Here is a 25,067-nt window from a genome sequence, read left to right as displayed (position 1 = left end):
ATGGTAAAAAATTTGCTATCACAAAGAAAGGAAATCACAATGAGGTGTGGGTTTCGAAATTTAAAGCGCACGGCGGTGGCACTGGCGACACTCGCCACAGTGCTATTACCATTGGGCGCATGTGGCAATGGAAATTCTGCTGGAAAAGTATCTATTTCGTTTTATTCTTACTTCAAGAAAAATCAGATAGGCAATGTAATTTCAGCATTTCAAAAAGCACATCCAAATATTAAGATTGATGCGCAATATGGTCAGAATTCAACGCAATACATCCAAACTCTGCAAACTCGACTAGCTGGCGGCACTCCTCCGACGATTTTCAATTTAACAATGGATAACCGCACTGACATAATGCAATCTGGTCAAGCTCTGGATATTTCAGGATCAAAATTCTTCTCTGGAATTGATGAATCAAACTTCAAGCTATTCCAACATAACGGTAAAACATATGGCATGCCAGTTTCTGCTTGGGTTGGTGCGATGTTTTACAATAAAGATATTTTGAAGCAGGCTGGATACACTGAATTTCCTAAAACATGGGACGACTTTATTACGATGGGTAAGAAGATTAATGATTCTGGTAAAGTCGCTTTCTTGGAAGATTTTAACACTCAACCATCTGGCACATTCGAGGCATTATTGGCAAGTAAATATGCTTCTGACAAAAATGATAAGCAAGACGAAGTAATCTGGAACGGATCTTCAACATTTAGTAAAGAGTGGACTCCAGCATTGAGCGAATGGGCTAAAGCTATAGACGCGAAAGTCATTCCTCATAAGAGCATTGGCTTAACAGCAGATCAGGTAAAGCAAGAATTTGTCACTGGAAATCTTGCAGTTATGCGTTCTGGTCCTTGGGATTTGGCAGATGTTAAGGCCTCTGGAATTAATTTTGGTGTTGCTCCTATGCCTTCTTATCAGAAGGGAGAGCAGTGGATTAATGGTGGCCCTGACCAAGGATTCGCTATTGCAGCTAAAGCATCTAAAGCTCAGCAAGAAGCAGCAAAAACATTCTTAGCATATTTGAACAGCAAGGATGGTCTTAAGACGTTCACAACAAATGCTGGAACTTTGTCATTATCTGATAAGTATCGCGCAGATCCTCCTGCTGAACTTGCCGGAGTTATTAAAGATTATTTCCAAAATAACAAATTCTACTGGGTGAACTTCTCCAAGTCTCCTAGCGCAATGATGACAGAGATGGCATCTCGTCAACAAGAGCTAGTTCAAGGAAAAATCACTCCAAAAGAATTCACTAAGTTGTTAGACGATAAATGGAATTCGATGAAATAGTATAAGCAGAATGGGTTGCACTCTGAAATTTTAAATCAGTAAAATCTGTTACAGAGTGCAACCCGTTTTCATTGACGAGAGTAATTTGCATCTGTAATCCTGTTAGCAATAGCAGATTTGTAGATCATAGAGGGGGCATTACTATGAGGTGTTCACCAAACAATAACAGCAATTCTGAGCAAATAAGACGTAAGTTTTCTGTATCTTCAGCTGCCTTTAAAGATAATTTAACTTCATTTTGGTTCCTATTGCCAATAGTGGTTATTTTTATTGTGTTAACTTTAATTCCTTTAATGCAATCAATTTTTTACTCATTTACTGATTTCAATGGCTACGATTTAAATTTTCACTTCATCGGCTTGCAAAAGTATCAACAAGTCTTTTCTGACACATCATTACTTTCAGCATTAATTTTTACATTGATGTATTCATTCATCGTTACCATCGTAGTTACATGTCTGGCAATTCCTCTAGCCGTTGTTTTAAATCAAGCAATGATTGGTAGGAGTTTTTTGCGATCATTATTCTTCTTCCTAGGAGTACCAGCACAAGCGGTAATTGGTCTAATTTGGCAATACATTTTTTCTCCTTTAGATTCTGGAGTCGCCAATCAAGTTTTACACACATTTGGTTTACCTTCTATTCAATGGCTTTCTCAAGATAACTGGGCACGTTTTTGCGTAATGTTCGTAGCAGTATGGATGCAAGTTGGATGGCATGCTACTTTATACATCGCATGGCTTCAGGCAATTCCAGCAGATCTCTATGAACAAGCGAGAGTAGATGGTGCGAATGGTTTACAGCGATTCGTTCATATAACTTTGCCACAGTTAATTCCAGGAATGGTTGTTTCAACATTTTTATTGATGACAACTGCTTTGAAAATATACGACTTACCATACACATTGACCGCTGGAGGTCCTGGTCATTCCACAAATACCATAACTCAAGCGATAATTATGCGCGGCATGGGACAATCTGACGTTGGTTTAGCATCAGCATTATCTACATTATTCACGATTGCTTGCGTAATTGTTATTGCAATCCAAATGAAGGTATCAAGCACAGTTGCAAGGAGATTCCAATAATGAATAAGCGTCACAAAATCGTATCTCAAACAGTTCGAACTATAGTTGTTTGGACAATTGCTCTAATATGCGCTGTCCCCCTGTACTACGTTGTAATTAGTTCATTCAAAACACCTATCGACATGATTAAACACCCATTGCAGCTACCAACACAATGGTTATGGAATAATTACATAGATGCGTTTGCAGATGGAACAATCATTCAAGCATTTATAAACACAATTATTGTGACTGCTGTTGCTGTTATTTTGCAAGTATTAATCGGATCACTTGCAGCTTATGGTGTAGTACAGAAAAAATCTCTTTTTACTATGATTATTGGGTCAATCCTAATGATTACATTTGCAATACCAGTACAAGCGACTTTATTGCCTTTATACCGCATGGAATCTTCAATAGGTTTAACAGATACTCTTACAGGTCTTGTAGCGCTATATATGGGTAGCTGCGTCTTTTGCTATTTTCTTATTGTTGGCTATATGAAAGCTCTTCCACAAGAATTATTTGAAGCAGCAAAAATTGATGGCGCAGGACCATTCCGAATATATTGGACTATAGTTCTGCCTCTTATACGTCCAATTATTGTAGCCGTAGTTGTTTTCCAAACAATGGGCACTTGGAATGACTTTCTTTTACCAAGCGTGTTCTTATCATCAACAGACAAACAGACTGTTGTCTTACAGGTTTACAATGCTGTACAACAATTTACAACAAACTGGCCTTTGTTCATGGCAACGACTGTATTAGCTTTGATTCCAGTGTTTATTTTCTTCTGCTTCTGCCAGAAGTGGATAGTTTCTGGTCTTTTAGCTGGATCAGTAAAGGGCTAAATATTTATAGCTAAATGTTTTTACATAATTAGGATAATCAATGAAGATAATCAATTTTAATAAAAAGTGCATGTGCATATTTTCTGCTATATGTATAAGTACATGTGTGGTACAAAGTAACTGGTTTTCGGTGGCAAACAGTCTAGAAATCAATTCTAAGCATAGCCGTACATTTGAGAATAGAGACACTGATAAAGCCAAGACAAATATTCCTGTTCGTTTCATGATTGACGACAACGTAATAAAAACATTACAAGTCGATTTTGATGGCAAAGATTATACGATCTATGACAGTAATCTGCCAGAAAATCCTATTAGGAAAGGTAAAGATTTTCTAGGCTGGTTTTGGCGAATAAAAAGCTCAGGAAATGAATATAAGGCAATCTTCCCATTTAAATTATCTCTAATTCCTGAGACTCTTCATTCTGAACTAAGCAATGGCGTCACATTTTACGCAAAATTTGGTAAGAATATACCAGGTAATCAACTACAAAAACAAGGCTATCGTTTGATTTTTCATGATGAATTTAATGAAAATAATTTGGATACAAAATATTGGGTAAATAAATATCTATCTTCATGGAGCACTACTTCGCAAAATGCGAGTAACTATCTAGTTAATAATGGACATCTGCAATTACAGATTAATCAAAATTCTCAACCATGGTGTCCAGAATTTGATGGGCAAACTATTGTTAGCGGTATTTCTACTGGTAATCGCAATAGCTTACACAATTGGACAGGAAAAAACATCGTTCGCAATCCAGACAAAACAGAGCTAACTCATATTAATCAATATGGCTATTACGAGATGAGAATGAAAGGTCAACCTGGTTCTGCTAGACATAGCGCATGGTGGCTCTTAGGATTTGAAGATACTCCAGAGCAAAGTGCTGAAATTGATATCATGGAAGTACAAGGCAGGGATAATCATAAGGTTCCACCAAATCTACATTCTTGGAGAGATAAAATTGCTTTTCCTCATTTTACTGGATTGAGATCGTATTACGACAAAAATAAGAGTTTCAATGATGAATATCATGTATATGGTTTTGATTGGCAAAAAGGTACAGGAACACGCTCTGGATACCCAGATCGTATCGTTTTTTATGTAGATGGTAATGAATACGCTAAAGTATCAGTAAATATTGACTATCCTATGATTCAGCTTTTGTCTTTATACGAAAAACGATCAGGAGGTTGGACAGGGTCATGGCAATGGGAGCCTTATCCTAATACCATGGATATAGATTATGTTCGAGTTTACAAAAAGTTGCCTAAAAATCAACATAATTTGTCCTCCGATCAATTACATATTGTTAGCATTATTGCTGAAAACCCAATTGTTGGTAATAAAGATATAAATACAAAATCTTATGACATTAATGGTGATGGTATTAAGGATTATTATGAAAAGAACATATTAGGCACAAAATCATATGTACGCGTTAATTGGAGTGATGGAATAGAAACTCAAGAACCAGTAACATGGGATCCAATAACAGAAGATGATATTTCAAAATTACGTAGCGGTAAAACAGTAATGAAACGTGGGATTGTAAATATTGTTTCTTTGCAGAAGCATAGCAGTCATGTAACCCACATGGTTATCACGCCTGAATTTTCAGCAAACAACATGAAACGATATAGTTCTAATGGACTTGTTCCTGTAGAACCTCATGCTATAGATAATCTTTTTAATGGGGAGATCACCAATAGATATAAAACTGGAGTATTCGACTTTAATCCTTCTCATTTAAAGCAAGAAAAGATATCAATTAATTATAAATTTGATAAATGTAGATCAATATCTGGCATAGAGTTCTACGCTAACTACGGTAATGATCAGGCAATTAAAAAATTTAAGCTTTCCACATCTAAAGATGGAATAAATTGGGAAAATATAAAAGATGGACAAAAAGATATGATTTTTACTATTCCTTGGAAAACTTCTCAAGTCCATATAGAACGCCAATATATAAAAATCCCTGCAGCTATTCTAAAGAATTCTTTTAAATACTATCGTATTATTCCTGTAGATATCGGAAATACTTGGCATCATATGGCTATGAGTGAAATACATTTTGTTTCTAAATAAATAGCAGCAACAAAAATAACCTCTAATAATCACATAACACATTCTTAGTACATATGCATGTTACTACTCTGTAGTGTTTTTGTTTTCAAAACTACGCATTTTGGGAACAAAAACACTACAACGTCATATATATCACATATTTCAATTCGAAGCCATAAAGCTCGCAAGTTACAGCACGCTCACGTAATCGTAACCCTATTCTCACATTTGTTCCCTTTTTGAGCTGATATGTACCCCTTTTTCTGGACTGTTAGTGAAAAAAGGGGTATTTAATGCCAACTAGTAAATATAGTTACGAGTTCAAAAAGAAGTGTGTTGAACTATACCGTCAAAACCTAGAATTACCAACACCTAATACTATTAGTAGAAATAATTTCCGCGGTATTGTCTCATACTGGTCGCGTCTAGTAGAAGCTAAAGGGTTTGAAGTACTTAAACCACGTGTTAAAAAACATCGGTATTGGGATCCCAAGGAAGAGCTTTGCTTGGTTAATCAAGTTCTCTCTGGGAGCAGTATGAGACAGGTAGCAATTAAGAACGGGTTACTGGAAGGTCAAGTAAGAAGATGGGTACAAATATATGAAACGGAAGGTTATAGTGGTTTAGTAAAACATACTCGTAAAAAACCAGTAAAAGAGCCTTGTATGAGTCGTAAAAACACAAAAAATTCCCAGCCTTTAACCGTGAGCGAGCGTGAAGAGCTTAAGTTTCTTCGTGAAGAAAACGAGTATATTAAAGCGGAGAATGCAATACTAAAAAAACTAGATGCCTTGAGGAGGGCAAAGAAAGCTGCTCTACTCAAGGCGAAAAAGCAGAATCAGTAAAAGAACTCGTTAAACAGGGATATAAGCTGAAACATCTTCTTCATGCTATAAGAATGTCGAAGTCTACTTACTATTTCGAGTTAAGCAAAATAAATGTGGTAGAACTACGCAATAAAACCTTAATGAGTATTATTCAAGAAATATTTACTCACCATAAAGGCAGGTATGGTGTTAGAAGAGTATATGGTGAGCTAGTAAACCTTGGGTTTAGGGTTAATCATAAGCGTGTTCAACGTTTAATGCGTGTTATGCGACTGGCTGGTAAGCGTCCGAAGGAGAAGTATCATTCATACTTGGGTGAGGTTGGTAGAGTCGCAGCTAATATTATTAACCGTGATTTTACTACTACTGCTCCTTTACAGAAGTGGACTACTGATGTTTCACAGTTTACTTTCCAGTGGGGTAAGTGTTATCTTTCGCCAATACTTGATATGCATACGAATGAGATTATTGCTTATGATTTATCGTTGCACCCTAATTTAGGTCAGGTAAAACGCATGTTAGATAAGGCTTTTAAACGTTTCCGAATGGTTGAAGGGCTTGTGTTTCATTCTGATCAGGGTTGGCAGTATAGGCATGCTTATTTTAGGAGTGTTTTGAAGGAACATGGGATTATTCAGTCTATGAGTCGTAAAGGTAATTGTTATGATAATGGGATTATGGAATCGTTTTTTGGTAGGCTTAAGAACGAGATGTATTACGGGCATGAGCATGAGTATGCTTCGTTTACTGAGTTTGCTAGAGCGTTAAAAGAATATATTTATTATTACAATAATGAGAGGATTCAGAAGAAGACTGGGTGGATGCCTCCTGTTAAATACAGGGAAGCATCCACGCGAGCGATATGATTAAGTAAAAGGGATATGTGTCCAGAAAAAGGGGTACATATCAAGCAAATACAGCAACAAACACGGGCAAAAATACACAAACGCAGGCAAAAGGAACAATATCGAGCGCAACAACCTGTTTTCGCGCTTAAAGCGCATCGCGCGAAGACAATTCGGAGCACTGAGCAGCTCAAACGTAAAGTCCAGTGGAATTTGCATTTAATAGCCGTTAATGCTTTATTTTTCTAAGAGTTTCATAGCATAGCGTTTTAACGTCAATGCACCCAATATCGTCTTATACTACGTTTTTATAGCAAATATTAGTTACATTCTTATATTTTACATAGCTAACTAAAGCGTATCATATTATCTCAAACATGGAAGATTATTGATATGTCATATTGCTGTAAGCTTTATTCCAATGTAGACTAACTCACATGTATATCAATGAAGAAACTACAAAACATACTTGCGAGCAACTTTTAGAGAAATCACAAGAATCGTTTATTCTGGCAATAGAAATATTTAACAAGCCGACAATAAAATACCGTGTAGAAGGCTGTGCCTTCTTTTTGTGCAATGCCTGGGAACTTATGCTTAAATCTGCAATTATTAAGAAATCAGGATATTCAGCAATATTTTATCCCCATAAAACAAATAGAACGCTTTCTCTTGAAGATTGTGTTAAAAAAGTAATGACCAATGAAAAAGACCCAGTACGTAAAAATATTGAAACATTATGCGAGTTACGTAACACTAGTACTCATTTTATAGTTTCAGAATACGAAATACCTTATACTCCAATATTTCAAGCAAGCATTCAAAATTTTGACGAACGATTGCGCAAATATCATGGTATAGAAATTAGCGATAAGATTCCTGATAATTATTTAGTTCTTTCTACTCGCAAAACTGATTTAGACGAAGAAACAATCCGAGCACGATATTACCCAGAAACAGCAGAAAGACTACTTAAACTTCAAGCAGACATTAATACCATATCTAACCAACAAACAACTCCTAAATATGCTGCAGTATTCAGAACTGAATTTGTTATTTCAAAACAATCTGGCATCCCTATACAGATTGATAATTCATCCACTACTAAAGCAAAAATAGTAAAGGAAATAAAACCTACTGATAAATATTCTTGTAGAATGAGCGACGTTATTAGTATGGTAAACGGGCAACTTAGAAAAAGAAATATAGAACTATTCAACTCTGATAACTCTACGATAGCTTTTAATAAATATCATTTTGGGTTATTTTGTAAAGTCTATAACTTAAAAGCAGACAAGAAATATACATACGATAGATCATTAAAGACAGAAAAGAATCATTATTATGTATATTCACAGATGGTTGTTGAATTTATTGTAGAAATTATCGCAAAAAATCCAGAACACATCATTGAGCAATTAAAGAATAAGTCAAAAAAATTATGAGGCCACCCCAGGAGCAAAGGAATTCTCACCTAAAAAAAGATTTACTCCCATTCGGGAACCCAGCTTTCATCCACCTAAGTAGCCTCGTAAAGACTAATCTACATTGCGCATAAGACTTTACTTATCCCAATCATCGCTGCGATGACATTATTGTAAGATAAACCTTTCCATACAATGCACGAAAGTATAACATTCAACGTGATATTATTGATAGTATTAAAGAAACGCAATAAGGGGTTATAGGCCAAAAAGTGTGTAAAAAATCAGCTCATAACCCTTATGGCAGTAGGGCTCGTTGTATATCGAATGTGGGTTATTCTTCATTTGTATGAATAACCCACTATGCAATAACTGTCATCATAAAATGAGCAAGAATGGTCACACCAATGCTGGCACTACTAGATACCGTTGTACTAACTGTGGGGCTTCTAAAAGTAGAGCGTATGATAAACAATCAAACGATTTAACAGTTAGTTTAAATTGGCTTTTATCTAATAAGACTCAGGATAAGTATTCATACGATTTCTCAGCCCGTACCTTAAGACGTAAGAATAAGCTTTTATGGGACTTATGGCCGCAAGTACCATTCGTGGATGAAGTTTATGATTACATTCATGTTGATGGTATTCATTTAGGACGTAAATCTGTAGTATTAATCGCTTACTCTGGGAAACATGTTTTAGGCTGGTACGTGGCTCGTAGTGAGAATAGTCGCGCGTGGGGTTATCTCATGCAGCGTATTGCGGAACCGCTAGTAGTAGTTTGTGATGGTTCTGGTGGTATTCGTAAAGCAGTAAAAACATATTGGCCTAATACGAAAATACAACTTTGCTTGTTCCATATAGGTCTTAACATTAAAGCTTTAACTGGAGTTAATCCTCGTCTTACTCCTGGTAAGCAATTACTATCATTAGCTAACATTGTTTCTGACATAAAAACAGAAAATCAAGCTCGTCATTGGCTTATTTCTTACAATAATTGGGTGAATACTTGGAGTGATTTTCTTAAAGAGAAAAGCAAGTATTGTGATGGTAGTATTGCTGATACTCATCAAAGACTAGTTCGTGCTAAATCAATGATTGATAGGCGTATTCATGAGGGTTATATGTTTACTTTTCTTAGCCCTCCAGAAGATTGCACTCATCCTATTCCACCAACTAATAATGCTATTGAATCAATGAATAGTAGAATTCGCGCTATGCTACGTAATCATCGTGGATTAAGCTTGTTAAAACGTATATACGCTATATGCTGGTGGTATTATTTAAACACGAGTAAGCCAAGAGATAAGTCTTGGATAATCAATCATTCTTTTACTAGTAAACGTATAGAACAACTCTATAGGCAAGCTTGGGAGCGTTCTAATCAAGGATTATCTGAAGTATTTGGAATACCAGCAAGATATGGTACTGGCGTTGATTGGAATGAGTTCCATAAGAGTCGTGAATACTACCAGTAATTATCAAAAAGCTAAGCTGATTACTTCTATTTCCAGAATACTCATCAGCTTAGCCTTACACACTTTTTGGCCTATAACCCCATAAGAAACAAAAAACAAAAAGGGCTTGTTAGAAGTAATCTAACAAACCCTTAAAACCAGAAGGAAGAATCCCGTCCCTAGCGGGAAACAACCAACCAGCAACAAGCATCAAGCACAATCAAACAGCAGCCCAAACTCCACATGGTAAGAAAAGGAAATTTTCGGCAAACCACACGAAAACCCGAGCTACTATTTGAAAGCTTGTGATACGCGCGAAGCAAAACAACACGCGTATCACACGCTCAACGCAAGCCTTTTAACTTAGTGACGCATCTTGCGAACAGCAGCACCCATACCAGCAAGCATAGAAGCAGCCAAAGCAGTCAAAGCAACACCAACACCAGCATTACCAAGCTTCTCGCCAGCCTTATGGCCATTACCACCCTTGGTGCCCATACCAGCAAGCTCACCCTTAGCAGCAGCGGCACCAGCCTTACCAGCGGCGGCGGCTGGAGCAGCAGCCTTAGCAGCCTCAGCCTTCTGAACAGCCTTCTGAGCAGCAGCACCAAACTTACCAGCCAAAGCATCAGCATAAATCTTCTGAGCCTGAGCAAGCTGTGGGAAAGCAGGAGACAATGGGTCAATAGCAGTCACAGAAGGAAGCAAAGCAGGATTCACACCAAGCTTGATTGCAGCATTGTAAGCCTCATCATAAGCATCCTTAGCAGCATTGTAAGCAGCCTGAGCAGCCAAATCAGCAGTCTTAGCATCATTGAAATCAGCTAAAGCCTTGTTGAAAGCAGTAGTAGTACGAACTACATGAGCATCAGCACGAGCAACAGCCTCTTTCAAGCTCTTCAACTTAGCAGAATCATTCACGCCAGAAGCCTCAAAATCAGACAAATTCTGAGCAGCAACAGCCTTATCATGCTCAGCAGCATCAAGCTCAGCCTTAGCAGCAGTCAAAGTAGCAGCAGCCTTAGCATAAGCTTCCTTCTTCTCAGCGAAGTTGTGCTCAGCAGCATCAACATCTACCTTCTTAGCAAGAACATTCTTAATAGCCTCAGTCTTAGAACCTGGCTGAGCTGGGGTAACAGGTGGATTCTGTGGACCAGGCTGTGGAGCTGGAGCAGCCTTGCACTGAGCCTTATCGAGATCAGCCTGAGCAGAAGTTAACTTAGTCTTAGCTTCAGTAAGCGCATCATTAGCAGCCTCAAGCTCATCAGAAGCAGTATTACGTGCAGCCTGAACATCAGCTACACCATTATACTTAGCCTGATCAGTAGCATCCTTACCTTCGATTGCCTTGTAAGCATCCTTCAAACCCTTAGCAAGAGCCTCAGCAGCAGCATCCTTAGCCTTCTTCAAATCCTCTTTTTGATCATCGGAATACTTGGCTTTATCAGTAGTAGTAGCAAGAGTGTACTTTGCAGCAGCTTCTTCACTATCCTTGTTAAGCTTCTTCACAGCAGTATACTGAGCAGCAGCAGCATTAACCTTAGCCTGTGCTTTCCTGACATTAGCAGCAGCAGTATGTTCAGCAGCAGTAGCCTCATCAACTTTAGTCTGTGCAGCATCGACCTTAGTCTGGTCAACCTTGCAGGTTTCCTGCTTTGGGCCTTCAGCAGCGAATGCTGGGGTTGCCATTGCGAAGCCGGCAAGCAAAGTAGCGCCAGCAGCGAAAGCGGCGATAGCCTTCTTATTCATCATTTTAATTTCCTTTCTTCTTCTCCTCTGCGTTAGGGGCGCAGAGAAAAATTTGCTCCACAATCCACAACACATGGATAGTGGTTTAAACACCAGCCAAAACTAGGAGCAGCTAGCGTTTGCTTATTAACATACCCCCCCCCGTTTAAAAAAGTCAAGAGGCAACCACACAAAACAAACAGAAAAAAATAATGTTACACACAAACTAATCCACAATAAAAACTATTTCCACCATAATATTTGTGGATTAACACTAATAAAACCGTAAAAACACATTGTTTCAAGGTTTTTAAAGAATTTTCCCAGACTTTTCTCAGGAAACTATTTAGACAAGAACACTAACACTATAAAACCATTGAAAAATCAACATTCCACACACATCACATACGCAACACGCCGACACCACGCTACAATACAATCGCGCACAACTAGATTCCCGCATTTGTTCCCTTTTTGAGCAAAATAGAAACAAACGCGGGCAAAAATACACAAACACTACAAAATAACCACTAGCGCAAATCAACCACACTAATGCAAGCTTCTGCAAATCCTACAAATTTTTATCTATCAACTTGTCTAATTCCTTCAACCTATCCTTAGCGTGACAAATCAACTTCTTCTCATCAATAGTTTTCTTGCCAAAAAGTACTTCCTTAAGAACACTAGCTGCTGTAATATTTGGACTATTTTTATACGAATCAGAATCATATATACATTTTTCGTCTCGCTTGTAAATCTGAATCCTGTCAAATATTTTCGATTTTTCTAATTTCAACAAGTTATCTACTATATTATTCACAATATTGTCGTGATGATCCTTAGGAGTTGCCCTAGCACTTTTAGGATCTTCCAAATACATTTCCCTGTAGCGAATCAGCGTACTGATCCATGACAATTCAGGTTTTGTTGCGATGACAGCAAGAGAAACACGGTAACCACGATCTATCAACATTTTCGCAGTACTGCTAGGAACTTCAACACTGCGCAAAGTACCTTCAATTATGAGATTATATTTTTTAGAACTTAACTCATCAATTAAGCTTCTCACCATTTTTGCTGAAAAAGCACTCGTATATTTAACACTTTCTTTACCGTATTTATCAAGCAACTCGCAATAATAAGGATGTTGAGTCCTATAGCTATCAGCATCAAGGATTATTATGTTACCGTTAAATTCTTTTTGTTTTATTACATGAATGGTCGTTTTACCAGCACCACTTTGTCCACCCAGTAAAACCGCCTTAGGATGCAAATCTGCATGCTTATACATTTGTAAAGAACGTAAATTTCTTAACAAACAGTGAGTAAAATACTCTTCGCTAAAATCTTCTATAACCATAGCAAAATCACACTTACCCATATTTTTTCTATACGATTGTTAACTATTTTTATTGCAACTTACGTATTCAAGCAAGCGTTCTATGCCATCTAAATATCCGATATAACGATTTATATCTTCAAAATTTGTAGATGTATAAATCTTTGTATTAATTACATCTGATAAATCATCACTAATTGCAATCCATGCATTAGAAGAATCATCAAATTGTATATTCATACTATCCTCGTATTTATATAAACGAGCCAGTAAAAGTGCGCCACGCTCCTTTAAAACTTCAATCTTCATATTCAAATCGTATTTATCAGATGCAGATAATTCTTTTTCATGTACGATATCAAAAAGAGAAACCTTGAATTTATTACAAATCTTATCTATTAACCTAGTTGAAATAGCACTTGTACCATTTTCGTATCGCACAATGCTATTACGAGATACTCCTAATGCTTCAGCTAACTCTTGTTGAGTTAATTTTTTTGAGCGACGTAGTGCTCGAATATTCACAGAAACCATATATACGCCCTTTTATAAAAAATCTGCAATAACAATTAATTCAAAATTAAGATTTAAGCTTTATTTATGATATAAGCATATAACAAAAAACATTTAGGCACCAATTTTGGTGCAAATTCTTTACAAAATTTTTAAACTCTCACAACACATACAAAAATATTAAATTGCTCAATAATTGAAAATAAAAGATTTAAAGAAAACAAAAAGGCTCGGAGAGTTGACGCCCCTAGTAGCATCTATCTCCAAGCCCTTAATAATCACAGCACTATTACTGTCCCTAGCAAAAACAGCACTGCTAATTACCCTCAACAGTCAACTAACAAAACCAGCATCACCAGAATCCACTGCGAAAAAAGGAAATTAAGCAAAACAGTAAAAACCAGTAATACAATCCTGTAAGAAAACTTGTGACAGAAATCAAAGAAAACTACCACAGTTGAGAGCAAAATCATAGAAGTGAGCGCACTGAAAAATACGCAGCACGCTCACCGATAACACTTACGTGCTTTTAGTTTAGTGACGCATCTTGCGAACAGCAGCACCCATACCAGCAAGCATAGAAGCAGCCAAAGCAGTCAAAGCAACACCAACACCAGCATTACCAAGCTGCTCGCCAGCCTTGCCCTTACCATGGCCACCCTTGGCACCCATACCAGCAAGCTCACCCTTAGCAGCAGCAGCGGCACCAGCCTTACCAGCAGCAGCAGCGGCAGCACCGTTTGCAGCAGCTGGAGCATTCTTACCAGCCTCAGCCTTAGCCTTAGCCTCAGCAGTCTGAACAGCCTTCTGAGCAGCAGCACCAAACTTACCACTCAAAGCATCATCATAAATCTTCTTAGCCTCAGAAAGCTCTGGGAAAGCATCAGAAGCTGGATCTACAAGCGTGATCTTTGGAAGAAGATCAGGATTCACATCCAACTCAACAGCATGATTATAAGCAGCCTTGTAAGCCTCAACAGCCTTATTATAAGCACCCTGAGCCTTATCATTAGCTTCCTGAGCTTCTCCGTAAGCTTTGCTCTTGGCAGCAAGAACAATATCATTAACTCGCTTCACATGAGCCACAGCACGATTGTAAGCAGTCACAAGACGCTCAAGCTTTGCATCATCCTTAACACCAGAAGCCTTGAAATCTTCCACAGCAGCCAAAGCAGCATCCAACTTAGCCTGAGCTTCCGCAAGCTCAGCCTTAGCAGCCTTCAACTTCTTAGCAGCATCAACAAAAGCTTCATGAGTATGAGCGAAATCATTCTCAGCCTGATCAACCTTCTGCTTAGCAGTATAAACATCAGCAATAGCCTTCTTCTGCTTCTCCGCCAAAGTTGGCTCTACTGGATCTGGAACAGCATTTGCTTCAGCAGCCTTAGCAGCAAGATACGCAGCCAAAAGACCATTTACCTTTTGAGTCTGCTCATCAAAAGCCTTCTTAGAAGTCACATGATTATTATAAGCAGTTACATAATTCTGAACCTTCTCATACAGTTCATGTGAGACTTCAGATGCATCAGCATTATTCTGCAACAAACCAGTAGCCAAAACTGTAACAGTATAATGTTCAGCCTCAGAATCCTTTGCAGGAGCTGCTGAAACAGTCATACCTTTAAGAACAGCATCAGCCTTAGTGTAAGCTTCGTAAGCTGCAGCAGTCTTAGCCTTAGCAACACTCACATAAAGTACTGGAGTCTCTTCAGCCATTGCTGGGGTTGCCATTGCGAAGCCGGCAAGCAAAGTTGCGCCAGCAGCGAAAGCGGCGATAGCCTTCTTATTCATCATTTTAATTTCCTTTCTTCTTCTCCTCCACGTAAAACACGCGAAGAGAAATTTTAAACATCCAACAACATTTCCGAAACATTGTGGATAACCACCATCTAGAGCATCTAGCTAGCAGCTGTTATTAACATACCCCCCCCCCGTTTAAAAAAGTCAAGAGGCAACCACACAAAACAAACAGAAAAAAATAATGTTACACACAAACTAATCCACAATAAAAACTATTTTCACCATAATATTTGTGGATTAACACTAATAAAACCGTAAAAACACATTGTTTCAAGGTTTTTAAAGAATTTTCCCAGACTTTTCTCAGGAAACTACTCAGACAAGAACACTAACACTATAAAACCATTGAAAAATCAACATTCCACACACATCACACACGCAACACGCCGACACTGCACCAACACAACATCAACGTCAAACCAACACCACGCTACAATACAATCGCACACACCTAGATTCACACATGCTTCTAAAAATTTGCTGTAAAAGTACAAATTCTCGAGCAAGTGTTGTATACTAAAATCACAAAAGATAACATATATGAGCAAAAATGAACACAGAACTGATGGAAAATGTGCGTATCACAATCTGTATGTTTTTCAATCTTTCTATTTCAGCTTTTGCTTTATATGATGATTTTTTGCCTTATATATAGCGACCTTATACAACAAGTTCGTATAACAAATCTTATGCAATACTTTTGCGTAAAACATGCAAGAAAGGCTTCAAAATGACAGTCCTTGTAACAGGTGGATGCGGGTACATTGGCGCACACGTTGTTCACGCACTACATCAAGCCAAGCAAAACGTCGTCGTAGTGGATGACCTTAGCTATGGCAAACCAACTCGCATCGAAGGCGCGCGACTTTATGGAATGGATATATCTTCTCCAGACGCTGGTGCGCGACTTGCACAAATCATGAAGGATGAAAATGTTGACTCCGTTATTCACTTTGCAGCGCGCAAGCAGGTCGGGGAATCTGTAGAAAAGCCTCTTTGGTACTATCAGCAGAATATAAACGGCATGCTTAATGTTTTAGAAGCTATGCGACAAAGTGGAGCAAAAAAACTCGTGTTCTCGTCTAGTGCTGCAACATACGGCGAGCCTCCTGTAGAGGTTGTTCCAGAAGACGTTGTGCCAATGCTTCCAATTAACCCATATGGTCAAACAAAGCTCTTCGGCGAATGGATGGCACGAGCATGTGAAAAACCATACGGCATTCGCTTCTGCGCCCTACGCTACTTTAACGTTGCAGGCTGCGGACCTGTTGAGCTAGAAGATCCAGCTATACTGAACCTTATTCCTATGCTTCTTGAACGTTTACAGAAAGGCAAAGCGCCTGCAATTTTTGGCAGCGACTACCCTACTCCAGACGGCACTTGCATTCGCGACTACATTCATGTTTCCGATCTTGCAGATGCACACATTGCTGCATTATCATACTTGGATCGCGACGAGCGCAAGTACGATGCGTTTAACGTTGGTACCGGAAAAGGCACATCAGTGCGCCAGATTGTTGAAGAGATTCGCAAAGTTACGAAATTGCCATTTAAAGAGGCAATTCTAGATCGTAGAGCTGGCGACCCACCTCAGCTAATTGGCAGCCCGAAGCGAATCAACGAAGAAATGGGATGGCATGCAAAATACAACGTGCAAGACATAGTTGAATCTGCATGGAAAGCTTGGCAAGCAAATCCAGAACATCATATTGACGTTGATACTTGGAAGCAGCAAGACTAAAACAAAATACATAAACAAAGATACATAAACAAAATAGCTCCTTCGTAAAACGCAACATATGAATCTAAATCGCAACATATGTTTATAAACGAAGGAGCTATTTACATTATTATTTATAATTATTTAAATTTGCATTATTGCCAACCAGCCAGTAATTAACAAAGTTCGCTTCGCATAACAGCTACACTTTCTCCAAGCAATGACGCATCTTGTTTTAATGCTGGGAATCGCACTCTTACAGCCCCAAATAGTTTGCTATCAATCCTGCTGTTAATCGCAAACTGCATATTAGCAATAAAAGTATCGTTAATAATACTGCTATCACCATTTACTACCACATCTTCAATACCATTCATAGCTATAGGAATGGCTAAGATCTTACCCAAAGAAGTTCCAGCCTGAGTAATAATCCTATCTTTTTCCGATGGAGCATCCGCAATACGCTGTTGCAAACGCGGAATCGATATAAGCGTTTCCAAACATCCTCGTTTACCACAACGACATAAAAGACCATCTTCGTCAACAACAACATGTCCAATTTCGCCTGCAGTAAATTTTCCGCCGTCAACAATCTTATTGGAAATCAGCGTTCCTGCACCAACACCACGAGCGATTTGTATGTATATTAAATTACTCGATCCATTAGCAAGTTGTTTTTCTCCCAAGGCTGCAGCATTAGCATTATTATCAACACGAACTGGAACATTAAATATTTTTCGCAAATCATCCGCCAGTGTAACATTTTTCCAACCTAGATGAGGTGCTGACAGAATTTTCCCTTCATCGTCAATAACTCCAGGAGATGAGATACCAATTCCCAATAGTGGTGCCGTAGTCTTTTTACGCAAATCAACGATTAAAGACACAATATCATCTACAGAAAGCTTGTCATCTAAACGAATCGGAGTTTGGATACGCTCTATAACCTTTCCAACAAGATTTGTTATAGCTCCAACAATCGTATTCTCTCCAGCAATGTCAACAACTATTATTTGCCTAGAATTCTCGCATAAATGCAATAAAACTGCAGGCTTACCAGGGCACGTTGCAGACTTTGTTTTGCCTTCTTTTACAAGACCGTCGGAAATCAAGGATTCTACCACTGCGGATGCAGACGATTTAGATATACCAGTTAATTTTGCCACATCAGATCTCGAAAGAATATAATTTGAGTAAAGAAGATTTAAAACATTACAACGATTCTTCTTACGAATATCTTCTGGCGTAAATGAGATCAATCTATTACGCGAATCATCAGAGTCTTTCATTCTTTGTTTCTCCTAAGATTCCCACACTAGGTAATTATTTATTTTCATCATTTTATTGCGCCTTGCATAGAACCAAACGTAAGACCATGTTGAATAATCAAGAAGAAAACAATCACTGGTACAGAGAAAATCAGAGATGCAGCCATCTGAGCACCAACATCAACTCCTGAAGGTGTAGCAAATGACGCCAACCATACAGGAAGAGTGTATTTTTCTTGAGTTTTCATAAAAGTATACGCGATTAAATAATCATTCCATGCGTGAATACAAGCAAATACTGATGTTGCTATAATCCCTGGAGCTGCAAGCGGAAATGTAATCCTCCACAAAATTTGCCATTCACTAGCACCTTCAACGCGAGCTGATTCAAAAATAGACATTGGCATAGCTAAGAAAAATCCTCGCAAATTCCAAATTGCCACTGGAAGCACAGCAGTAACATAAGCTAAAACTAAACCAACGTAAGTATCAAGCATTCCAAAACGATTGAAAACAATGAATTGTGGTATAAGAATTGCTGTTGCTGGAATCATTTGCACAACAATCACAGCAGCCATAATAAGCTTTCTGCCAGCAAACGCGTGCATAGTTAAAGCAGCACAAGCCAAAAACGCTACAATAACCGCAATAACTACACTCAACACTGTTACCAACAGACTATTGCAAGCATATGAAAGCATTGAATCAGAAGAAAAAGCATCATGCATATGTTCAAACGACCAGTGACTCGGTAACAAAGTTGGCTTGGATTGTAGAACTTCGTTTCGAGGTGAAAATGCCGTAACACACATCCAATACACGGGGAAAATCCATACAATAATAAACACAAAAGCAAGCAACGTGTTAATAATTTTATTCAATGTAACACGCCTACGAAGCAAATCCAATAAGGTAACTATCTTCATAGCTCATCACCATTCTTTAGAAGTCGTCGAATATAGTAAACCGTGGCAAAAAAGAGTATCAGAGTAGTTACCACGCTTATTGCAGAGCCTTGTCCAATAGAAAAATTAATAAATGCTTTCTTATATGTAAAAACTCCAACGGTTGCAGTAGATTCACGAGGACCACCCTGAGTAAGTAACCATATTTGATTAAATACGTTGAAATCCCATATGCAAGAAAGTATGGTTATAGCCGTTAATTGTGGAGCCAACATAGGTACTGTAATTTGCCAATATATACGCGTTTTTGAAGCTCCGTCAACTGCCGCAGCCTCAGCATATTCAGGAGCAATCTGCTTTTGTGCAGCATATAAGGTAATAGCAATATATGGAACAGCCTGCCATACGATTATTAATCCAATACAGCAAAAAGCTAAATTCGTGTTACTAGTCCACGAAAGATTGCGAATATTGCCAAAAATTTTTAACTGAGTTAACAGCCAACCTACTACTCCATAACCAGGTTGAAACATCCATTTAAACACTAATGCAGCAGCAACATTAGGCATTGCCCATGCAGCTACAAGAACAATGGACATAATCACCCTTACTACTGCAGATTGTTTAAACATGGTTTGCGCAACCCACATCCCTATGAGCACGCTAGTAATAACGAGAAATGCAGCAAAAGCAATTGTGATTCCTAGAGAATAGTAGAATCCTTTGTCTGCAAAAAGAGTTAAATATTGCTGAATACCAACGAACTCGAATTCTCCAGTGAACAACGATCTAGCATTAAAATTGCTAAGAGATGCTACAACAAGCATAAGTAGAGGCAAAATAACCAACACTATAAGTAATATGCAAGCTGGAAGTAGCATTAGAGCTGGAACTATTTTACTAGCACTTTTACTAGCAGATTTACTAGCAGATTTACTACTATAATTTTTGCTAACTTTTAGGAGCCTCATAAGTCACCACCAACCTGATTATGAGAGAAAATCTCTTGTGCATGGTCATGAAATACGCGTGCTGCTTGCAAAACAGATTTTGCAGACATAGCAGATGAAGCGAATAATTCTTTGAGAGAACCATCTGCTTCGATAGTTGACCATCCAGGAGCTGCAGGAGTTGATTGAGATACTCTAGCTGTTTCGAAGAATCCTTTTTGCACCTCGTCTAAATCGCGAGAATGTAAATATTCATCCAACAAGTCAATACTATTAGGAAGCCAACCATCGTGTTCCACGATCCACTTACGCTGAATTAAAGGGCTTGCAGCAATGCGTATCCATTTTAATGCCAACGCAACGTTGCTACTTCTAGACGGTATTGCCCAGTCTGAACCAGCAAGAACAGAAGGTTGTATACCCTTACCCTTTACGCTTGGCATTGGAAATGTGGCAAAATCTTTTCTAGAAAGAGATGGATTAATTGAGATTGCCTTTGTAACAGCTGCACTATTTGTCAATACTGCTGAAGCTTTTTGTTGAGCTAGTATTTGCGCTTGATCAGGATTATTTATTTCTGCAGATCTTGATGCTTCTGTTGAAAACGCGTTTTGAAAATCTGCCCATTTTTTAAGTCCTTGTAAGGTTTTCTTACTTATTGCGGACGAATGCCATTGCATTCCATTGAATGAAGCTAAGCTTCCACCACAATCCCAAACAAATTGCATTCCAGCAAACCAATTTTGTCCTGGAAGATACATTGCACTAAAATCCGCTTCATTTTTGTGAGCTTGTTTTATTGTGTTAAGTGCAGAAATCAGCTGAGTAAAAGTTGTTGGCTGATTTGTTATTCCAGCTGAAGACCATATGCGTTTGTTGTAAATAACAACTCTAGATGCTGCAAATGCTGGGACAGCATACAGCTTATCTTTATAAATAGCTGGCTCTCGTAATCCTTTAAGCCAACGTTTACCTTGTGAAAGCATTTTTTCGTGTTCTGTTATATCTAGTAATCCTCCACTTGCTGCAAAATCCGCTATTTTTGTATTACCAATATCAACAACATCTGGCGGACGAGATGTAGATAATGCAGTTGTAAGTTTTGTAGAAATACCGTCCCAGGGCTGAACTTGTACATGTACTCGCACGCCTGTTTGTGCTTCAAACTGTTTGTTGATTGCGTTAAGTGTTTCTTTTGTAAAATCGTCTTGCATAACCCACACTGTTATGCCATTTTTGGATGAGGATTGGGAAGATACGCTGCTTGTTGGCGCTCCTATAGAGCATCCACTAAGCATTATTGCCATTGCTAGCGTAATAACCGCATAAGCAGTACACTTTCCGTATATTCGTCTCATGCGCGCTCCTTGAAAACATATTTGGCTTCGCACCATTGCTTAAGCCGTATTACTATTCTACACCTTCATAAGTACGATTTCCGCACTTATTAAATTTTGTAAAATACATGCAAAAAATGAATCAAATAGTTTATAAGACAAAGAGCGACACGCTCATAACCGTTGGAATTAAAACGATTCGACGACAAAGTTTGATTTTTGATAATTTAAATGCGATGATAGATATACTTTATTTTTTAACCAATAATTAGAAAGTAAAGCGAACTAAATATGTTCAGTGAAGAACCCTATACATAACATAAGCCAAACAAAAAGTTCATTGATGAACAACAAACAAAGGATAAAAATGGCTAGAAATACAATGATGGATTTTTTGTCCAATAAACTTGCGCCGTTTGGCGAAAAAGTCGCAGCACAACGGCATTTGAAAGCATTGCGTGAAGGCGTGCTTATGGCAATGCCTCTTGTACTTATTGGTTCCATTTTCACATTAATTGGAAGCTTCCCTATTGAAGCGTGGACCAAATGGCTTCACACACACGGCGAATTAGATGCTTTACTTAGCACTATGGCAAACAATTCCTTTGGATTAATCGGTCTAGCAACCGCATTTGGAATTTCATACAGACTTGCAGAATCATACAAAACAGACGGACCTTCTGCAGGAGTTCTTGCAATCGGCGCATTCCTTCTCGTAACTCCACCAATCGCAAGTAAAGAAGGAGCAAACGGCATTCCTTACGGACTTATTGGCGGAAAAGGTTTATTTACAGCAATTGTTATAGCCTTCATAACCGCAGAAATATATCGCCAGTTTATTCAACGTAAATTCACAATTAAAATGCCAAAAAGCGTTCCAGAAGCTGTTGGACATTCGTTTGCAGCACTCGTGCCAGGAACAGTAATAATTGTTCTATTTGCAATAGTGACAAAAGTTTTGCAAGTAACAGGAATTGGCAGCCTCAATAATCTTCTCGCTATTATAGTTGGAACTCCATTAGCTCTTATTGGTGCAACACTTCCAGGAACATTCGTTGCCGTACTCCTCAACTCCGTATTCTGGTTCTGCGGCGTAAACGGCGGTCAAGTTGTTGGTTCTGTTATGAACCCAATCTGGCTTCAGCAAGCCGACGCCAATCGTATTGCTTTGCAAGCTGGCCACGCGCTTCCTAACATCATCACTGCACCGTTCATGGATTTGTTCGTGTACATGGGTGGCGGCGGAGCAACAATCGGTCTTGCGCTCTGCCTTCTCTTCTTCTCAAGGAGCCGCGAATACAAAACATTGGGTCGCATTTCAGGCATACCAGCATTGTTCAACATCAACACTGCTATCCTCTTCAGCTTCCCAACCGTTCTCAATCCTATTATGATCTTCCCATTCATCTTTACGCCTATCATCAATGCTGTAGTAACATACGGCGCTATGGCAATAGGATTAGTTCCTTACACCACTGGTGTCGCACTACCATGGACGACTCCACCAATCATCGGCGGATTCCTTGCTACAGGAAGCTGGCAAGGTGCTGTATTACAAGCACTGCTTGTAGTACTATCCTTTATAATCTACTTCCCATTCTTCAAGGCAGCAGACGCAGCTCATTCTAAGGCTGAAAAGGATTTAATGGATAGCAAGAACAGCGCTACTTCTAAGGAGGATTAATTAACATGTTGTCTAAGACACTATATGTTCAAGCTAATCCTAATACTAGTGAATTTATTTACAATGAGATGGAACGCCTCTGCAAAAGAATGTTTGGCATGAAAATAACGCCTGCAAGCACACTAGAAGAGGCAGATTTCAAGCTTTTATCCGACGAGCAGAAGCAACGTGCGAATCTAAAAGATGCTTTTAGCTTGAAAGTAACTAGCGCAAAAATCTCAATTCACACTAATACAGATGTAGCACTACTAATTGCCGTTTACAGGTTTGCTTACGAGTTCGGAGCAAGATTCCTAAGACCAGGAAGAAGCAACGAAATACTACCTTCTCTTAGCGAAGAAGACTTTGAAAAGGCAAATATTCAACTTGATGAAACGGCAAGTTTTGCTCATAGAGGTGTATGCATCGAAGGAGCCGACAAGATTGAGAACATAGTCGATTTCATTGATTGGCTTCCTAAAATTGGCATGAATAGCTTCTTTATACAATTTGAAAACCCTTACCCATTCCTCAAACGTTGGTATGAGCACGAGTTTAATCCATATCAAGAGAAAGAGCCATTCAGCATTGATATTGCGCAACAAATGAGTGATTCTGTTGATGAAGCAATGCAAAAGCGCGGTATTGTTCAGCATAGAGTTGGACACGGTTGGACTGGTGAAGTTCTAGGATACTCCTCAAAATATGGCTGGGAGTCAGGCGTTAGTCTTCCAGAAGACAAGAAACCACTAGTAGCCGAAATTGCAGGGAAACGAGAACTGTTTAACGGCGCTCCAATATTAACGAGTCTGGATTTTGCAAATCCAGAAGTAACTAAGCAACTTGTTGATATTGTTGTATCGTATGCTCAAGAACATTCAGACGTAGATTATCTGCACGTATGGCTTTCTGACGCTTGCAACAATATTTGTGAATGTGAAGAATGCAAAAAGACATTCCCTTCCGATCAGTACGTTGATTTTCTTAACGCACTTGACAAAAAACTTACGGAAAAAGGTTTGGATACTCATATTTGCTTCTTGCTTTACCACGAATTACTGTTTGCGCCAGAGCATGCGAAAATTGCTAATCCAGAACGTTTTACCATGATGTTTGCGCCAATTAGTAGAACGTTTGAAAAAAGTTACGCAGACGTTGACTACAAGAATGGTATTCCACAAACTGAAGCCTATAATCGCAACAATACAGTTATGCCGAACTCGCTAGAAGAAAATCTAAGCTACCTGTTTTCTTGGAAAAAAGCCTTCCAAGGAGATGGATTTGTGTACGATTATCCACTCGGACGAGCACATTATGGCGATTTAGGATACATGGCTATAAGTTCAACTATTTACCGCGATATTGCACATCTTAGTAAGTTAGGATTAGATGGCTACATTTCTTGCCAAGAGCTTCGAGCAGGATTCCCACATAATTTCCCTAATTATGTTATGGGATCCATGCTGTGGAACAATACGCGCACTTACGATGATATAAAGCAAGAATACTTTGCATCACTGTATGGCAATAGTTGGAAAACTGCTGTAGATTGGCTGCAAACCGTTTCTTACCTTTCTTCATGCGATTATTTCAACGCCATTGGTGAAAGAATTAATCTAAAGCAAAGTGAACAGTTCAATGCCATTGCTTGCCTAGCGGACTCAATGGTAACGACTATTTCTAAACAAATAAGTAATGAAACTGGACACATTGCTGACGAATGGTTGCTTCTCTCTTGGCATCGTGAATACGTTAAGAAACTTTCCCAAGCATTGCGAGAAATTTCTTGCGGACACAACGAACAAGCCCAACAATATTGGTACGAATTCCTTGATTTTATTAGAAGGGAAGAAAACAATATTCAACCGAATCTTGATGTTTACAGAGTAATCGAAGTAGCTAAAAACTACGCTGGATTCAAGCTTTAATCAAAAATAATCCAAAAGATCAATAAATTACCATTAAGAAGTGCCTTTGATCGTTTCTACAGGTTGAAAAACA

General features: G+C 38.5%; 18 protein-coding genes and 1 pseudogene. 11 read left to right on the top strand and 8 right to left on the bottom strand.

Annotation, left to right across the window (positions count from 1 at the left end):
* Positions 1-39 precede the first annotated feature (39 nt).
* The 8 genes and pseudogenes from HXT24_RS03010 to HXT24_RS02975 all read left to right on the top strand — a co-directional run bounded on the left by HXT24_RS03010 (position 40) and on the right by HXT24_RS02975 (position 9,864).
* Positions 40-1,293 (top strand): ABC transporter substrate-binding protein, encoded by a 1,254-nt coding sequence (locus HXT24_RS03010; protein ID WP_019261463.1) that lies wholly within the window; start codon positions 40-42, stop codon positions 1,291-1,293.
* Positions 1,294-1,436: 143 nt separating this feature from the next.
* On the top strand, positions 1,437-2,381 hold the full coding sequence (locus HXT24_RS03005; RefSeq protein WP_422114104.1) for a carbohydrate ABC transporter permease: 945 nt from the start codon (positions 1,437-1,439) through the stop codon (positions 2,379-2,381).
* Positions 2,381-3,211 carry a carbohydrate ABC transporter permease gene (locus HXT24_RS03000; RefSeq protein WP_004115716.1) on the top strand — a complete coding sequence of 277 codons (831 nt, stop codon included), beginning with the start codon at positions 2,381-2,383 and terminating at the stop codon, positions 3,209-3,211. Before HXT24_RS03005 ends, HXT24_RS03000 begins: the two co-directional genes overlap by 1 nt.
* Positions 3,212-3,317: 106 nt before the next feature.
* Positions 3,318-5,309: a family 16 glycosylhydrolase gene (locus tag HXT24_RS02995; RefSeq protein WP_422119589.1), complete on the top strand. Its 1,992-nt coding sequence runs from the start codon at positions 3,318-3,320 to the stop codon at positions 5,307-5,309.
* Positions 5,310-5,581: 272 nt separating this feature from the next.
* Positions 5,582-6,133, top strand: a complete 552-nt coding sequence (locus HXT24_RS02990; protein WP_422119407.1) for a transposase — start codon at positions 5,582-5,584, stop codon at positions 6,131-6,133.
* Between the two features lie 5 nt (positions 6,134-6,138).
* Positions 6,139-6,981 (top strand): annotated as a pseudogene (locus HXT24_RS02985) (IS3 family transposase); the annotation flags it as partial.
* A 416-nt stretch (positions 6,982-7,397) separates the two neighbouring features.
* Positions 7,398-8,405 (top strand): DUF3644 domain-containing protein, encoded by a 1,008-nt coding sequence (locus HXT24_RS02980; RefSeq protein ID WP_020761227.1) that lies wholly within the window; start codon positions 7,398-7,400, stop codon positions 8,403-8,405.
* A gap of 328 nt (positions 8,406-8,733) precedes the next feature.
* On the top strand, positions 8,734-9,864 hold the full coding sequence (locus HXT24_RS02975) for an IS256-like element ISGva2 family transposase (protein ID WP_422119588.1): 1,131 nt from the start codon (positions 8,734-8,736) through the stop codon (positions 9,862-9,864).
* 342 nt (positions 9,865-10,206) lie between these two features.
* Here HXT24_RS02975 and HXT24_RS02970 read toward each other — a convergent pair whose 3' ends face one another.
* The 4 genes from HXT24_RS02970 to HXT24_RS02955 all read right to left on the bottom strand — a co-directional run bounded on the left by HXT24_RS02970 (position 10,207) and on the right by HXT24_RS02955 (position 15,217).
* On the bottom strand, positions 10,207-11,595 hold the full coding sequence (locus HXT24_RS02970; RefSeq protein ID WP_422119587.1) for a hypothetical protein: 1,389 nt from the start codon (positions 11,593-11,595) through the stop codon (positions 10,207-10,209).
* A gap of 547 nt (positions 11,596-12,142) precedes the next feature.
* Positions 12,143-12,931, bottom strand: a complete 789-nt coding sequence (locus HXT24_RS02965; protein ID WP_165847584.1) for a zeta toxin family protein — start codon at positions 12,929-12,931, stop codon at positions 12,143-12,145.
* Positions 12,932-12,970: 39 nt separating this feature from the next.
* A complete protein-coding gene (locus HXT24_RS02960; RefSeq protein WP_116692690.1) occupies positions 12,971-13,444 on the bottom strand; it encodes a helix-turn-helix transcriptional regulator in 474 nt (157 codons plus the stop codon).
* Positions 13,445-13,957: 513 nt separating this feature from the next.
* The gene (locus HXT24_RS02955) at positions 13,958-15,217 is read right to left on the bottom strand and encodes a hypothetical protein (protein WP_422119586.1); all 1,260 of its coding nucleotides are present in this window, start codon (positions 15,215-15,217) and stop codon (positions 13,958-13,960) included.
* A 736-nt stretch (positions 15,218-15,953) separates the two neighbouring features.
* Here HXT24_RS02955 and galE point away from each other — a divergent pair.
* Complete coding sequence (galE, locus tag HXT24_RS02950; protein WP_004113007.1) at positions 15,954-16,964, top strand: UDP-glucose 4-epimerase GalE; 1,011 nt, start codon at positions 15,954-15,956, stop codon at positions 16,962-16,964.
* Between the two features lie 155 nt (positions 16,965-17,119).
* On the opposite strand, the gene HXT24_RS02945 is transcribed toward galE, so the two are convergent.
* Genes HXT24_RS02945 through HXT24_RS02930 form a run of 4 tightly spaced genes read right to left on the bottom strand, consistent with a single transcriptional unit; the run spans position 17,120 to position 21,424 of the window.
* On the bottom strand, positions 17,120-18,232 hold the full coding sequence (locus HXT24_RS02945; RefSeq protein ID WP_020761758.1) for an ROK family transcriptional regulator: 1,113 nt from the start codon (positions 18,230-18,232) through the stop codon (positions 17,120-17,122).
* Between the two features lie 47 nt (positions 18,233-18,279).
* Positions 18,280-19,137: a carbohydrate ABC transporter permease gene (locus HXT24_RS02940; RefSeq protein ID WP_004113011.1), complete on the bottom strand. Its 858-nt coding sequence runs from the start codon at positions 19,135-19,137 to the stop codon at positions 18,280-18,282.
* Positions 19,134-20,087 (bottom strand): carbohydrate ABC transporter permease, encoded by a 954-nt coding sequence (locus tag HXT24_RS02935; protein WP_020760554.1) that lies wholly within the window; start codon positions 20,085-20,087, stop codon positions 19,134-19,136. The genes HXT24_RS02940 and HXT24_RS02935 overlap by 4 nt, the downstream gene beginning before the upstream one ends.
* A complete protein-coding gene (locus HXT24_RS02930) occupies positions 20,084-21,424 on the bottom strand; it encodes an extracellular solute-binding protein (RefSeq protein ID WP_016828786.1) in 1,341 nt (446 codons plus the stop codon). The genes HXT24_RS02935 and HXT24_RS02930 overlap by 4 nt, the downstream gene beginning before the upstream one ends.
* Positions 21,425-21,770: 346 nt before the next feature.
* Between HXT24_RS02930 and HXT24_RS02925 the strand changes: the two genes are divergently transcribed.
* Positions 21,771-23,087 carry a PTS sugar transporter subunit IIC gene (locus tag HXT24_RS02925; protein ID WP_004124648.1) on the top strand — a complete coding sequence of 439 codons (1,317 nt, stop codon included), beginning with the start codon at positions 21,771-21,773 and terminating at the stop codon, positions 23,085-23,087.
* 5 nt (positions 23,088-23,092) lie between these two features.
* On the top strand, positions 23,093-24,994 hold the full coding sequence (locus HXT24_RS02920; protein ID WP_422119585.1) for a DUF4838 domain-containing protein: 1,902 nt from the start codon (positions 23,093-23,095) through the stop codon (positions 24,992-24,994).
* Positions 24,995-25,067: the final 73 nt, after the last annotated feature.

Origin of the sequence: Gardnerella sp. DNF00354, from assembly GCF_049262755.1 — a bacterium.
Taxonomy (GTDB): domain Bacteria; phylum Actinomycetota; class Actinomycetes; order Actinomycetales; family Bifidobacteriaceae; genus Bifidobacterium; species Bifidobacterium vaginale.
This window is presented reverse-complemented; position numbering and strand designations above follow the sequence as displayed.